This is a genomic window from Vibrio pacinii DSM 19139, from assembly GCF_000711795.1.
Lineage (GTDB): Bacteria > Pseudomonadota > Gammaproteobacteria > Enterobacterales > Vibrionaceae > Vibrio > Vibrio pacinii.
This window is the reverse complement of record NZ_KL543976.1, coordinates 223622-238305: the sequence shown is the minus strand read 5'-3', so window position 1 is coordinate 238305 and position 14684 is coordinate 223622. Positions and strand designations below refer to the sequence as shown.

General features: G+C 43.4%; 14 protein-coding genes. 8 read left to right on the top strand and 6 right to left on the bottom strand.

Features of this window, described 5'->3' with window-relative positions:
- The first annotated feature begins 108 nt into the window (after nt 1–108).
- On the top strand, nt 109–726 hold the full coding sequence (locus BS19_RS16025; protein WP_038176644.1) for an OmpA family protein: 618 nt from the start codon (nt 109–111) through the stop codon (nt 724–726).
- Nucleotides 727–886: 160 nt separating this feature from the next.
- Here the strand turns inward: BS19_RS16025 and BS19_RS16020 are convergent, their stop codons facing one another.
- Entirely contained in the window at nt 887–1132 is a 246-nt protein-coding gene (locus BS19_RS16020) for a YgjV family protein (protein WP_038176642.1), read from the bottom strand.
- A gap of 293 nt (nt 1133–1425) precedes the next feature.
- Nucleotides 1426–1743 carry a DUF496 family protein gene (locus BS19_RS16015; protein WP_038176640.1) on the bottom strand — a complete coding sequence of 106 codons (318 nt, stop codon included), beginning with the start codon at nt 1741–1743 and terminating at the stop codon, nt 1426–1428.
- 148 nt (nt 1744–1891) lie between these two features.
- Between BS19_RS16015 and BS19_RS16010 the strand changes: the two genes are divergently transcribed.
- The 6 genes from BS19_RS16010 to luxQ all read left to right on the top strand — a co-directional run bounded on the left by BS19_RS16010 (nt 1892) and on the right by luxQ (nt 8144).
- A complete protein-coding gene (locus BS19_RS16010) occupies nt 1892–2122 on the top strand; it encodes a hypothetical protein (RefSeq protein ID WP_245609298.1) in 231 nt (76 codons plus the stop codon).
- A gap of 27 nt (nt 2123–2149) precedes the next feature.
- Nucleotides 2150–2803 carry a YceH family protein gene (locus tag BS19_RS16005; RefSeq protein WP_038176639.1) on the top strand — a complete coding sequence of 218 codons (654 nt, stop codon included), beginning with the start codon at nt 2150–2152 and terminating at the stop codon, nt 2801–2803.
- Nucleotides 2803–3117: a GIY-YIG nuclease family protein gene (locus BS19_RS16000; protein ID WP_038176638.1), complete on the top strand. Its 315-nt coding sequence runs from the start codon at nt 2803–2805 to the stop codon at nt 3115–3117. The genes BS19_RS16005 and BS19_RS16000 overlap by 1 nt, the downstream gene beginning before the upstream one ends.
- Nucleotides 3118–3187: 70 nt before the next feature.
- A complete protein-coding gene (locus BS19_RS15995; RefSeq protein ID WP_038176635.1) occupies nt 3188–4345 on the top strand; it encodes a conjugal transfer protein TraF in 1158 nt (385 codons plus the stop codon).
- Between the two features lie 145 nt (nt 4346–4490).
- Nucleotides 4491–5588, top strand: coding sequence for an autoinducer 2-binding periplasmic protein LuxP (locus tag BS19_RS15990; protein ID WP_038176634.1), 1098 nt, complete (start codon nt 4491–4493; stop codon nt 5586–5588).
- A 9-nt stretch (nt 5589–5597) separates the two neighbouring features.
- On the top strand, nt 5598–8144 hold the full coding sequence (luxQ, locus tag BS19_RS15985; RefSeq protein WP_038176632.1) for a quorum-sensing autoinducer 2 sensor kinase/phosphatase LuxQ: 2547 nt from the start codon (nt 5598–5600) through the stop codon (nt 8142–8144).
- A gap of 13 nt (nt 8145–8157) precedes the next feature.
- Here luxQ and BS19_RS15980 read toward each other — a convergent pair whose 3' ends face one another.
- The 4 genes from BS19_RS15980 to yccS all read right to left on the bottom strand — a co-directional run bounded on the left by BS19_RS15980 (nt 8158) and on the right by yccS (nt 12368).
- Nucleotides 8158–9417, bottom strand: coding sequence for a hydroxymethylglutaryl-CoA reductase (locus tag BS19_RS15980; RefSeq protein WP_038176630.1), 1260 nt, complete (start codon nt 9415–9417; stop codon nt 8158–8160).
- A gap of 90 nt (nt 9418–9507) precedes the next feature.
- Nucleotides 9508–9792 (bottom strand): hypothetical protein, encoded by a 285-nt coding sequence (locus BS19_RS15975; protein ID WP_038176628.1) that lies wholly within the window; start codon nt 9790–9792, stop codon nt 9508–9510.
- Between the two features lie 55 nt (nt 9793–9847).
- Nucleotides 9848–10075, bottom strand: a complete 228-nt coding sequence (locus BS19_RS15970) for a hypothetical protein (RefSeq protein WP_157631199.1) — start codon at nt 10073–10075, stop codon at nt 9848–9850.
- Nucleotides 10076–10187: 112 nt separating this feature from the next.
- Nucleotides 10188–12368: a YccS family putative transporter gene (gene yccS, locus BS19_RS15965; protein WP_038176626.1), complete on the bottom strand. Its 2181-nt coding sequence runs from the start codon at nt 12366–12368 to the stop codon at nt 10188–10190.
- A 247-nt stretch (nt 12369–12615) separates the two neighbouring features.
- On the opposite strand from yccS, the gene helD reads away from it, so the two are divergent.
- Complete coding sequence (gene helD / locus BS19_RS15960; protein ID WP_038176625.1) at nt 12616–14679, top strand: DNA helicase IV; 2064 nt, start codon at nt 12616–12618, stop codon at nt 14677–14679.
- The last annotated feature ends 5 nt before the right edge of the window (nt 14680–14684 follow it).

Genomic DNA, 14684 nt, shown 5'->3' with positions numbered 1-14684 from the left:
TGCCATATTGTTTTAACAAAACTAAGTCAAACCAGTACAAAAAACGCTAAAGTCTTGGCGTTACGGCCGATATAGAAATGGTATCGAAAAGGAACCAACGGTGAACTAATGAAGCGCTTTGTATTACCCCTGATCTTGTTACTTTCTGGATGTAGCGGCTTAAAAGACCAGATGGCTATGTTCGGTGATGACCTGCTAGATACCGCGCCGCAGTCTGACTTTGATGTGCGCTACCCTGACTGGGGAACAACGCCGACCATAGCGAGCTCGGGCGTGAAAGGCCCATTCGGACAACAAAGAACTCAAAGTTATAACGATCTACAGAGTTTCTTGGTTAACAATGGTGTGGATTACGAATTACTGCCAGGTAATCACGTGATGGTTAAGCTTAAAGACACGATTAAATTTAATAGCGGATCGTCTCGTGTTTCAACAGACTCAGCATATTGGCTTGATATGATGGGGAGCTATCTCGCGACTCAGCCGGGCATTGATATCGTGATTGACGGTCATGCCGATAGTACCGGTGCCCCGACATTAAATGACAGCCTATCGATGAAACGCGCGAGCGCCGTCAAACAGAAGTTGCTGAGCAATAATGTTGCGATGGATTCGATCTTTACCCGCGGATATGGCGAGTACGTCCCAGCTTGTAGTAATAAGACTAAGGCAGGAAAAGCGTGCAACCGTCGAGTGGAAGTGCTGTTCATTGTCGCAAATAACTAATAGTTGCCACAAATAAAATAGTGAGTTTTCACCACAACCAGCTGATTATTATAGACAACAACTAGTTATTATAGACAACAACTAGGCTCAACAATCAAACTCTTCAATAAAAAAGCCCTTGAGTTTAAAGCTCAAGGGCTTGTCTTCGCTGTTGTACTGCTTATGCGACGTTTTTTACTTGCTCGCTTTTTTTTTCAATTTGCATTTTTGCAAGAAAGTAGACATTGACACAGGCAATGAAGCCATTGGTGACAACTACTGGCCAAGCATCGATCATCAGACCGTAGGCCGTAAACAGCGCACAACCGATAAAGTTAAGCACGCGCAGTTTAACGATATCTTTCATTGTTAATGAGATTGCAACCATAATAGAAGCTGCGTAGCCTAGAATTTCAACCATATCCATAATTTGACCCTCTTAATTTTGCCGACTTAGGTCGGTACCAATTCTTCTCATCGTGAGATAATTGAGGAAGCTCCGTGCCTCGAATGGTCTAAATGATTAACTTTTTTGAAATATAACAGGGCTAAATGTGTGATGAAAGCCCCAAAAATATGAACGGAGAAGGTTAGCGATTACGCAAACGTTTTACGTTATTTATAAGATTGTAATAACCAATTATGTTGGCGTATCATTTCACTCATTGATGCATAAAAAAGCCTACCGCAAGGTAGGCTTTTTGGGTTGTGTATCAGGTATTATTTCTTTTTGCCCTGAATGATTTTGTCTTCTTCAGTCAGTTCACGAATTCGACGACTGATATCGCGACGCTCTTTTGAAATTTCAGCGCTCTTGATGATGTGATCATCAACACGATCTTCGTAGTCGCCTTTCATATTTTTAATGATCGACACAATTTCTTCGTTGGTCATTTCTGGCTTGATGTAATCAAGAAGGTTTTCAAGCAAGTCAACACGTTTACGGTTGTCACGAACTTTCTTCTCGTTGTCTAAAAGTTCACGTTTTAACTTATTCTTACGACGTGCTTGAGCTACGATTTCAAAGACACCACTCATAGTTCCCATTCCTAATATTTTGATTAACTACAATGATTAAATCACATCATCTGGCGCGATAACAGTCTTTAGATCAATCATTACTTTAGCTTGATGTATTTATCGCCAATCTCGAGTCTAGTCATTGAGCGAATTTCAGTAACCATATATGATTCGACTATTGTTAAAACAAGTTCAAACCTGTATGCACCAAACGTCTGAAATTATCGTCCCTACAATGAGTGAGAGTGAACCTGAGCGCGCCCCTCGATTGATCAAAGCCTATAAACATGAGCGAACTCATCAAGAAGTGACCGAGGTAGAGTTAAATCGTAGTAAAATTGTCATGATTGATGAAAATGGCAATATTAAAAAAGTTGTCATTATCTCTGAGCACTAAATAACCAAAGAATAACAAGGAAACGGTATGAATATTGAACTAACCCAAGTTGAGACACGTGTTATTGGTGCGCTGATTGAAAAAGAAGTCACAACGCCAGATTATTACCCACTGTCACTGAATAGCTTAACTGCAGCTTGCAACCAAAAAAGCAATCGTGAGCCTGTCATGTCTTTAAGTGAAATTGACGTTCAACAAGCCGTAGACAACTTGATTGCAAGAAGACTCATAAGTGATGAAAGTGGCTTCAACAGCCGCACTAGCAAATTTCGCCACCGTTTTTGCAATACGGAATTTGGCGACCTCAAATTAACTAAACAGGAAAAGGCGATCGCCTGTTGTTTGTTATTGCGTGGCGCTCAGACTCCGGGAGAATTAAGAACCCGCACAAATAGACTGGCTGATTTTACGGATGTTAAAGAGGTTGAAGCCGCGTTAGAGCACATGGCAGTGCGTAGTGAAGGTGCGCTCGTGGTTAAACTGCCACGCGAACCTGGTAAGCGTGAATCACGCTATATGCATCTATTTAGTGGTGAAGTTGATATTAACGACATACCCAATATCCCTGAGAGTACTGCGGTTGTGGGCAGTGAACGTATTGAGATACTCGAGCAAGAGGTTGCTCAACTTAAACAAGACCTTACTGAATTAAAAGAACTTGTTGAACAATTGACAGCATAATGTCGCTAAGTCCGAGTTGTTTAACAACTAATTGGTATGTGTACCTGATTCGCATGCCTAATAACGCGCTCTACTGCGGTATTACCACTAACGTAGAGCGACGCTTTGCCGAGCATTGCAGTGGGCGAGGCGCTAAGGCCTTAAAAGGGAAATCGCCGCTCATTTTGGCGTGGTCTCATCCAGCAGGGCATAGTCGTAGTGAGGCATCTAAATTAGAGTCTCGAATCAAAAAACTCCCCAAAGCAAAAAAAGAGCGCTTAGTTTCCTGCCAAAGTGAAACTCCGGTCACATTAGATATGGTATTGATTGATTAATAACCCGTCAGGATGACGGTTTTTGTATTAACCTTGAGAATGAATAAATAAAAATAAGGTTGATACGGATATGAATCAATACAAAAAAATAGCAGCGGTGTTCGGAGCTTTGGCTTTTTCTAGCGTTACCTATTCGGCCAGCGTGGTTCCGGATGGTCGTGGCAACGGGATGGGGAATACGGGGGTGACGAGCGCCGATTACGTGTTAGCTCCTTTCTATAATCCTGCGTTAACCGCAATCTACCGTGATAGCGATGACTTTGGTATTTTGGTGCCAGCGATTGGCGCAACGTTACGAGATACGGATGAGTCTCTCGATACCATCGATTCGCTCCAAGATAGCATCAAACAATTCGAAAATGGCGGCAGTACAGATCCAGCCCAAGCGGCGTTGCTCAATAGCTATCTTACTCAATTGTCAGACAACAAAGCACTTGCGGTGACCGGTGGCGCAGCGCTTGCGGTTGCACTACCTATCAATACCTTATCAGCAAACTTCTTCCTGCGTGGATACGCCGAGATTGTTGCGTCTCCTGAAATTGCAGCGAACGGTGGCGATGCCCCTCTAGCGGTACAATCGCGTTATGAAAATTCGAATGTCGATATGATTGCGTTTGGTTATTCCGAATATGGAGTTGCCTTGGCCAAGCGTTTTGCTATCGCTGGTCAAGACGTATCGTTTGGTATCACGCCTAAATATCAGGAACTGCGTACTTATAAACAGAGCCTTTCTGTCCAAGACTTTGATCTTGATGATTATGACCAGAGCGAAACGAACAAGAATGCTTTTAACCTTGATCTCGGCGCCGTTTGGATGATTTACAATTACCGTCTTGGTGTTGTGGTTAAAGATCTGTTCTCACAAGAGATAGATACCCTGAATATTGGTGGAGTAAGTCGTTATAAGCTCAACACTCAAGTGACACTCTCGGGCAGTTATGCAATGGATTACTTTGTCGCAACGGTTGATTGGGATGTTACGCAGCAAGAGCGATTCACTGACCTTAAGGATGAAACTCAGTTCCTACGTCTCGGTGTTGAAGGCAATATCTTTGGTTGGGTTCAGTTACGTGCTGGATATCAAGCCGATATTCAAGACACCTTAGATGATGAAGTTACCCTTGGTCTTGGCATCAGCCCAGGAGACCTCGTGAGTATCGATCTTGCGGGTAGCTACGCAGGAGATAATCAATTTGGTCTTTCTGGTAATTTATCTTTTACGTTCTAAACGCTATACGGCATAATGAAAAAGCCGAGTTAAATGAGTGTGTTAATGCAGTAATTCTATTAACTCGGTCCATTTTATACTAAACATATAATGATACTAAATAGTTAAATTTCACGTTGGTTTGGTTAGTTAATGAGAATTCAATATGTCTAAAAAATATCTCTTGTCGCTGCTTGTTTTCTGTTCTTCTGCTTCTTTTGCCCATACGACTCAAATTCTTAATGGTTACTGGCAATATGATGATTATCTTAATGCTCATCCTAAGCAAAAAACCTTAACCGAGCGTCTTGGCGAGGAAGTTCGTGAGCTGCCAACACCATTAATTGGCAAACAGGAAAAACCAATCACTATTTCTGTGGTCTACCCCGGTCAGCAAGTCTCCGACTATTGGGTTCGCAATATCAAAGCGTTTGAGCTTCGCCTCGATAAGCTCGGCATCCGTTATAGTATTAATCAAGTGTTTACCCGTCCAAATATGGATGTTAGACAGCAAAGCCTGTCGTTACTTGATGCGGTTCAAAATAACACTGACTACCTTATCTTTACTTTGGACACGACTCGGCACCGTAAGTTTGTTGAACATGTGCTCAGCGCTACCGAGACTAAACTAATTTTACAAAATATCACCACGCCAGTCAGAGCATGGGAAGGACGCCAACCATTTATGTACGTTGGCTTTGACCATGTCATAGGAACAAAACTTCTGTACGATTATTATAAGAGTGTAGCGCCAGAGGGAAGCAAATATTCGGTACTCTATTTTTCTGAAGGGTATGTCAGTGATGCACGTGGTGATACGTTTATCGAAGCGATGAGTCATGACGACCGCTATCAGCTATCTTCTTCGTTCTACACTAAAGCAACACGTCAGTCCGGTTATGAAGCCGCAAAGTCAGCATTAAACAAAGATGATGAACTGAGTTTTCTTTACGCTTGCTCAACTGACGTCGCGCTTGGCGCTGTTGATGCAATAAAAGAACTCGGCAGGGAAGAGGTGCTACTCAACGGTTGGGGAGGCGGTACGGCAGAGCTAGACGCAATCAAAACAGGTGCCATACAAGTGACTGCAATGCGTATGAACGATGATACGGGGATTGCGATGGCTGAAGCGATAAAATGGGATCTCGAAGGTAAAGATGTTCCACAAGTCTATTCAGGAGATTTTGAGTTAGTCACCAGCGAAGACAGTGATAGCAAGATAGAACAGTTGAAACAACGTGCGTTTCGTTATTCGGATCAATAACGGTATACCATGATTAATAGACACCAGCGAAAACGCCACTTAGCAGAATTACTGACACGTTCGGTGTTTCTTATTATTGCCGTATTGATTGTGGTCATCGCGGTGCAAAATTATCAGGTCAATCGCGAAGTTGTCTCTCAAGAAATCGCGCGCAGTAAACAGCAGACACAAAGCCTAGTTCAAGAAATCTTTAATCATCGTTTAAAGTCATTAGCGATCCAGCAAGAAAGCCATGGTCGTAACACTTACCTACTTAAAGCGTTAACCAACGATGAGAATGTTGCACTGAATCGGTTTTTTAATGGGATCGATCAGGTCTCATCTGGTCTTTCTCCTGACTTTCGTTTCGTCGTACGCGATTCAGAATTGGTTTGGGATGATGCTAATGTTGGTTTTTATGGTATCTCGCCCCAAGCACTCGATACATTGTCAACCGGAATGGCAATAGGATCCGATTGGTACATCTCGCAGGTATCATCAAGTCAAGGAATGCGCTACTTGATGCTGCGTCGTGCTCCTGTCATCGATCAACAAAGTGGTGAAGTGGTTGGCATGTTATTTATTGGTGTTGTACTCAACAATAACTTTGCGCTGATCAACTCCTTGCTTCAAGGAGGGAATGCCGATGCGATTCTACTTGCGGTCGGAACTCAGGTGATTGCCACCAGCACAAAAAATAAAGACATGCAGCATATCGAATGGTTGGAGCAATACTCAAATTCGCTGAATGCAAGTCGTTACATGGTCTCTCGCACTGATATCGTGATTGATGGTGTTCCGACATTTTTGTCGATCTATACCATTCAAGATAATACCAATGTGGTTGATTTTGTGCGAAGTCACTATTTATGGGTGGTTGCGACAATTTTATTGTTGTTTGCGATCGCCTTCATAACACGAGTTTGGCTGGCAAAACGCATTTCTAATGAATTGAATAAGCTGATTGAATACACGGATTCGATTATCGAGCAGCGTGAGCTTACCCGTTTTAATGGGGCAAAAATCAAAGAGTTTGATCAACTTGGTCACTCATTCCATCACGCACTTAAACGACTTAATGAGCAAGAGCAGCAATTCTCTGATCTGTTTAATTATTCTCTTACGCCAATTACGCTTTGGAGTATTAATGGTGAATTATTACGTTTCAATCGTGCGAGCGAAAGTAGTTTTCACACAGAATGTGCCACTGAGCAACTTATCGTTAAACTTAAATCTCACATCCACAAATGTTCTCAGGGGGCGACCCTGACTGGTGTTAACACTACCATCAATGGATCTACCTACCGTTGGAATATTTCTCCTATTCTCCGTGATGGCAAGGTCGAGCAGGTGATGGCTCAGGGCCAAGATATAACAAGCTTTGTTGAGGCTCAAAAACAGAGTAAAGCAGCGCGCCTACAAGCTGAAGAAACCGCTCGTGTTCGTGCAGATTTCTTAGCGAAGATGAGTCATGAATTAAGAACACCACTCAACGGAATCTTGGGGGTTTCGCAGTTACTTAAAAACCGCATGACTAACGCTCAAGACAAAGAGCATATGGACGTATTGTGCAACAGTGGCGAGCATCTTCTGGCTGTACTCAACGACATCCTAGATTTTTCTAAGATTGAGCAAGGTAAGTTTCATATAGAACATTCAACCTTTAAGTTGTTAGAGTTAACGGTTGCCGTTGAAAAAATATTTCAGCCGCTGTGTCATGACAAAAGAGTCGAATTCATCGTTGCCCATAAAAATCTTTCCGATCTTTATGTGCATAGTGACCAAGTTCGACTTAACCAAATTATTTTTAATTTGGTTAGTAATGCAGTGAAATTTACCCATCAAGGGAAGATTGAAGTCATGATCAGTGCTGAAACCTCTCAGCAGCAGTGCGACTTAAGCATTGAGGTGAAAGATTCGGGGATCGGTATCGAGCAAAATCGCTTAGACGATATCTTTGAACCATTTGTTCAAGCAGAGTCAACGACAACACGAGAATATGGCGGTAGTGGTCTGGGGTTGGCGATTGTGCATAGTTTAGTGACCATTCTTGGTGGCCAAATTTCATTAACCAGTGCAGTTAATAAAGGAACTCATTTCATTGTAACCGTGCCACTAAAACTCACCAGCCATAGCGACTTGATTGAAGTATCAAATAGCTTAATTATTGAACCTCACTTGTTATTTGACCAAACGGTCAATGTTTTATTGGTCGAGGATAATCATACTAATGCCTTTATCGCTAAAGCATTTTGTGAAAAATATCGCATGAAAGTGACCTGGGTTCAGGATGGACTAAGCGCTATCGACTATTTACAGCAAGATCCTAACGTCGACTTAATCCTGATGGATAACCAATTGCCAAGTTTGGGCGGCATTGCTGCAACAGAAATTATTCGTGATGAGCTCAATCTCGCTATTCCAATCTACGCTTGTACTGCTGATGGAATGGAAGAAACCAAACAAGAGTTTCTTCGTGCGGGTGCAGATTATGTAATAGTGAAACCGATCAAAGAACTGGCTCTTAACAAAGCGCTGATTCATTTTAAGCAGCGCTATTGCCATGTCGATCATTGATTCACAGCCGATGTTACCTGGCGAGCTTTTGGTGCGCGCGAGAAAAATGACCGGCGCAAAACGCACCAACGATGGAAAGCTCTCCGGCAAGACAAAGTGACGCGGCCACTTCAGCCAGAGCCTGCGCATTGCCACTGCCATATAAGCCCAGAATATCTAAACACGCTTTTTGACTGGGAAGTCCAGTTCCGCCACCAACCGTACCAACCATTAAATTCGGCAAGGTAACGCTGGCATAAAGATCGCCGCTTGACGCGATTTCCATACGCGTCATTCCTATTGCCGACTCAGAAACACAAGCGGCATCTTGACCACATGCGATATAAAGTGCAGCGAGGGCATTGGCATAATGGGCATTGACGCCAATACTGCCGCTTAGCGCCGCGCCTGTCGTCGTCACCTGACCAAAGCGCACCATCTTTTCTGGGGTGGTGTGAAGGTATTTTTCGACCAACTGCTTTGAAAGTTGCACTTCAGCCGTCACTTTTCTGCCACGTACATGCCGTAATGTATAGGCGTTGGCTTTTTTATCGCCTGATAGATTGCCATCTAAAAACGCTTCTCTCGGTACGATTGGCGAGTGATCGAGAATGTATTGAAACACTTCATTCGTCGCAATGGTGACCATGTTTTGCCCTGACGCATCACCAGTGTGGTATTCAAATATCAAGTAAACCTGATTGCCTTCGATATTGACATTGATGTCTTGAAGCTTGCCGTGCGAAGTGGTTGATTGAGCCAACTGTTTAAAGGCATCATATTGTCCAACGACCCAAGCCACAAACTGTCCGGCATCAATTAGACTATCGAATAAGAATGCAGGAGTGCGCGTCACACCTTCATTGATCAGCATAGCACTGGCGCCTCCTGCTGCGGTGATCAACTGAGCGCCACGGTTATACGAGGCTACTAACGCCGCTTCGGTCGTGGCGAGTGGCACTAAATAATCACTATTGGCATATAAACCATTGACGCGTAGTGGTCCTGCAATGCCAACGGGTACTTTGACTGTACCGATAAAGTGCTCAATGTTTTTGTTGTAGCTTTGTGCGTGAAGCTTTGTTTGTTGATCAAGCAACAGAGATGAGTCTGTGTAGGAATTAAGCTTCTGCCAACGTTTTGTAATGGCCTTATCGGAAATATAGGGGCTTGGCGTTAACCGCTGCGTTGGGCGATGAAATTTTGGGCTGAGCTTTTGTTCTAATGTCGAGGCATTATCGTTTGCGGTTAAGAGTGGGTGTCGCGATAGGTGTGAGATATTTAGTTTCGGCATTACAAGTTAACACGATAAGTTTGCCAGCATTCTAACCGAACTTGGCGTGAACTCAACCACTGCTTAAAGTTCTGCAACAATTTACGCTGATTAAATGTGGATATCGAGCAGGGATCCAATCATCTCTTGATCGCGTTGAATAACGTTAGTTCCGATTTGACTATAACGTTCAGCGCTAGAAAGCTTTGTTAGTGAATCTATTTCGGAAGCAGAAGGGAGTGGCGCTTTGAATTCTACTTGATTAAATTGATAGCTGTTGTCTTTCGGCATTGATTGCATTTGCTGCTGACGCTGAATTTCAGCCGCAGCATCTTCCGCCATCTTCGATGACATATCAACAATCTGATAACCGGATTGAATTGATGATACTGACATACAACACCTCTCTTATTTACAGTTTAAGATCAGTTTGCATTATGAGCAAGTTGTGCTAGGAAAACAGACTCGAAATCATTTGCATCTCTTCGTCACTGATGAGCGAGCTTTGTGTACCGTTGAGTGTGCTATTAATCACACCTTGTAATGCTCTTAGTTGTTGTGGAGTCAGTGTCTTGAGCTGAGATTTCATCAATTCAAACTGTTGCGGTGTCATGTCTATACGCTCGTTAAATGGTTGTCTTACATTTTTATGCAGGTAAGAGACATGTCCATTCATCATCTTGTTCCTGTCAATATTATTAATTAATAAATAGACTAAACGAAAACGAATGGAGTGGTGTCGGGATACTGTCAGATTATGTCCGAAAACTGTTAAGTGACAGCCGAGTCGACTAGCGCAATTTGGGTTGTTGAATATTCGGTTTAACGCGAACTGCAAACTTACTGGCTAACGAGTGCAGCTCAGGAAGCATGCGATAGATTAGATGAAGCTGCTGCAGCACCATACGCACGGAACTGTCATCATCATCACGCCATTCTGCCAAACGAGTCTCGGTGACAGGGTCACTAATACTTGAAGTGTTGCATTCTTCACTATGTTGATTTAACTGGTTAAATAGAATATCCAAATGTTGATGGATAACCCTGTGTGCATCCAAGATCAGTTTGTGAGTAGTGTCATCAGCAATTTGGGTCCTATGTGCGCCTAGCGCCGATATATAACTTAGCAATGCGTGGTTGAGCGTTAGAAAGCGGTAGCTTTCATCAATAGCCGAAACATAGCGCCCTGGTTCGGCAAGCATAGAGCTGATCGCCAAAGTAAGATTGGCGTCTTGGTTATGAGCGTTGCGTCGAGCAATCCGATAACTAAGACTGTCATTTTTACCAATTCGATATTGGCCAATAATATGAGCTAAATAAGATTGATTAGCGGCAATGGCGTCGGCCATGACCTTATGCAAACGCTTAGACTGCCAGTCGGGAAAAATGGTGGTAACGGCAACTACGGCAAGGGCACAGCCGATTAAAGTATCTGCAATGCGTGGCAAGATAACGTCAAAGCCTTCACCTAATTGACTAAAGCAAAACAACACCAATACAGTGATGAAGCCCGTGGCGTAGCCGTAGTTGGCTAAGCGAAAAGCGAAAAAGGCGACCCCTGATATCACAATCAAAACTAGCTGGCTTTCTTGAGAAGGCAGTATCGCTAACAGCGGCGCCCCAACAAGTAGGCCAGCAAAAGTACCAATAACACGGGCAACCAGTTTTTGTCTCGTGGCACTGTAGTTGGGTTGGCAAACGAACAATGTCGTCAACAATATCCAGTATCCACGTTCAATATCAAACATTTGGATGACGCCGTAGCCGATGGTGAGTGCAATTGACATCCTGACTGCATGACGAAATAACATCGAATCGCGATTAAAATTAGCTGAAATACGCCGCCACATGGCTTTAAGACCATGAGCTTCAGTATCATCTAACATACCCTCTTCAAGTTTATTGATGTCGGGATTGTTGACGTTGCTTAGTTGCTTTTCTACTGTCGCAAGGTTGCTAAACAGATAACCGAGCTGTGCCAATAATGAGCGCCATGACGGTTGATTTTGCTGTTGAAGGTGTTGCAGCGAGTTTTGCAGCTCATCAAGCGCGATAATCGAGTCACCAGTGTGTTGGTACTCGTTGCCTAGTCGGATAGCTTCAGCGATTTGCCGACATGACTTTGCTTGAGACTCAAGTAAATGCTTAAAACGGAACAAGACATCGGTGCGAGCGAAATGCTCGGCAAGTTCTTGATAACGATAGTGAGTTGAACTAATTCGTTCATGAATATCTTGAGCTAAGAAATAGGTATTGAGGAAGCGGTCACTGGCACTATCAACGTGCCCACGTTTTGAACGGCTTAAAAAAGTCGCTTTGCATTGGTTTAATGCACTAACGGTTGCTGCGTTAAGTCGAGCTTCTTCGAGTCGATAAGGCTGAGGGGTTAAATTGGCCACGGGATAAAACAACTGACTTTTCGAGTCAAGGTAGTTGGCGAGGTGCTCAAAAACACCAGCCAGACTGTGTTGGACGGGCTGCATAGGCGCAATTAAGTACCAAATCATCGACACTAAGTAATACCAAGTGGCACCGGCCAGTAACATCAGTGGCTGAAACCAAATGTTAGTGCTTTGGTCGGCGCCGAGCATGGCATAAATAGCAATTAATAGTGAACCAAATGCAATACTCGCATAGCGTGGCCCGATTGCACCGAGCATGATGAATGCGAACGTCGAGCAAAATAGGCCAACAGCAAATAACCATGGGGTGTCGAATAGAATTTCTATCGAGAAGGCGGCAATGGCAAAACAAATCAAGGTCAATAGCTGGGACTTGAGGCGTCCGGTAAAACTTTCGTCACTTTCGGACAGCGCCGCGGCAATGACACCTAAAATAAGCGGTACGATCAAGGTGTTAAGATTAAGGTACCAAGTAGGAATAACCACACCCAGCAAGGTCACGAAGATGAGAAGGCTGTAGTTAATGGTCTGATTGGCCCATAAGTGGCGCAGTTGACTGAAATATTTCACTTAAATTGTACTTATTACCGACAGAGAATGTGTACATTAACAGAGCTGATATGGTAACGCCCTGATCTAAATAAAGATACCATAGTGTTTGTTTGAAAAATAACCCACCTAAGCTTGACTTGAAAGCTTTCTCGTTTTCGGGCTGTTTATCTCAACATTACGATGACAAAATTTGTCGCTGAACACGCAAAATAGGCAACATTTCAGTTATCATGCTGACAACGTAATTTATAGGCTTATTCGAATAATGCAGCTATCAGCAAACAAGACTGCACGGTTTTTTATCCAGCAAGAATATTATCAAGTAGAAATCGCGTCAGACTCCCTCATTATTGGTTGTGAAACGAGTGAAGAGCATATTCCGTTTAATGTTTGGAATGGGCAGATCCAAGTTAAGCATGGGCTATTGTGGGGTGGGTTGGTGTTTTTTTCTCATCATGGTGATGACGAGCAACAGCGAGCGTGGTTGGTCCAAGGTTTACCGCAGGATAAATGTCGTGAGTTTGCTCGCAGTGCCGTAGCGTGTTATCAACAATGGCATAAAAATCAATGTCAGCAACTATTTAAGTATCTTCCACGCTGGGAAGAAGCGGTGACACAGTTTGAACGTCAACCGGCTTTTTTAACTCACTCAAAACTTGAACAATGGCGAAATGAAGTCAAAAACAATTTGAGTGAGATGAGGATGACATTGGAAGATGCTCAGTTAAGAATGCCGCAGCGTATGTCGCAAATTGATTCATGGATGACCCAACAAGATGTACAGTTACATCAACGCAATCAGCAATGGATGGAAACGGAGCTTGAAAATTGGCAGGTCCTGTTTTCGCAGATAGAGTCGTCCCCGCTTAACCTCAGTCAAAAGCGCGCTGTGCTTCTTAACGACGATAATAACCTTGTTCTTGCTGGGGCAGGGTCAGGCAAGACCAGTGTTTTGACGGCTCGGGTTGCGTATTTATTGCAAAGCCATTTAGCGCATCCAGAGCAAATCTTGTTGCTCGCTTTCGGACGTGATGCGGCCAATGAGATGAAACAAAGACTCAATGATAAGGTTGGCTTGAGCGCAGAAAAAGTGAAGGTGAACACTTTTCATCAATTAGGCTTATACATCCTCAATCAGATAGAAAACGAGCCTGTGACGATATCTCCGTTGGCACTTGAAGATAATCAACGCGTTAACTGGTGCATTGATTGGCTAAAGAAACATTGGATGACACCAACTAACTTTAAACGTTGGCAAAAACACCTCAATAAATGGCCGATTGCCTATTTAGCCGGTGATGATGAACTCGGTAGTCATGTTGAGAATCCGAAACTGATTGCTTGGTTAGAAAAGCAACTTTCTCAACTTGCAGCCATGGGCATGACGAAAAAAGATCTCCAACAACAGTTAATAGAACACCCAGACTACACTCGCTTAAACAGCGAGCTCTCATTGGTGTGGCCATGTTATCAAGCCTGGCAACAGCAACTTAAAGAGCAGCAGCATATAGATTTTAATTTGATGATCACCAAAGCGACGAAATTGGTCGAAAGTGGTAAGTTCGTCTCTCCATGGCAATACATCATGATAGACGAATATCAGGATATCTCACCTCAGCGTTTAGCCTTGATTGAAGCGTTATGCCAACAATCACAAAGCAGTGTGTTATTCGCCGTCGGTGATGATTGGCAGTCGATTTATCAGTTTGCTGGATCTGATGTCGATCTCACTACCGATTTTGCGTCGCGTTTCCCACATTCAACAATTCATTATCTTGATACGACTTATCGTTTTAATAATCGCATTGGTGAGGTGGCGAATCGATTCGTTCAACAAAACCCGCGTCAGCTAAGTAAACCACTCAACAGCCATAAAGAGCAGAAGAATAAGGCGGTGACGCTGTTAGCGCAAAGTCGAGTAGAGAAAGTCCTAGAACAGCTTAACCGCAGTGCAAAATCGACTCAAAGTGTTCTTCTTCTTGGTCGCAACCATTACCACCGCCCGGACTTGTTGGCTGATTGGCAAAAACAGTTTGCGCTATTATCAATCGAGTTTATGACATGTCACGCTTGTAAAGGAAAAGAAGCCGATTTTGTCATTGTACTCGGAGTTGACGAAGGCCAGTTCCCTGCACGAGTGAAAGCGTTGCATGTCAGTGATGCGTTGACCCAATCAAGCGACCGTTTCCCATACGCTGAAGAGCGCCGACTATTTTACGTAGCACTCACTCGGGCGAAGAAGAAAGTGTGGATCGCTTATACAGGGTCAGGTTCCAGTTTTGTGCAAGAGCTGATCGAACAAGATTACCCAGTTATCATTGCTAAATAATAGGG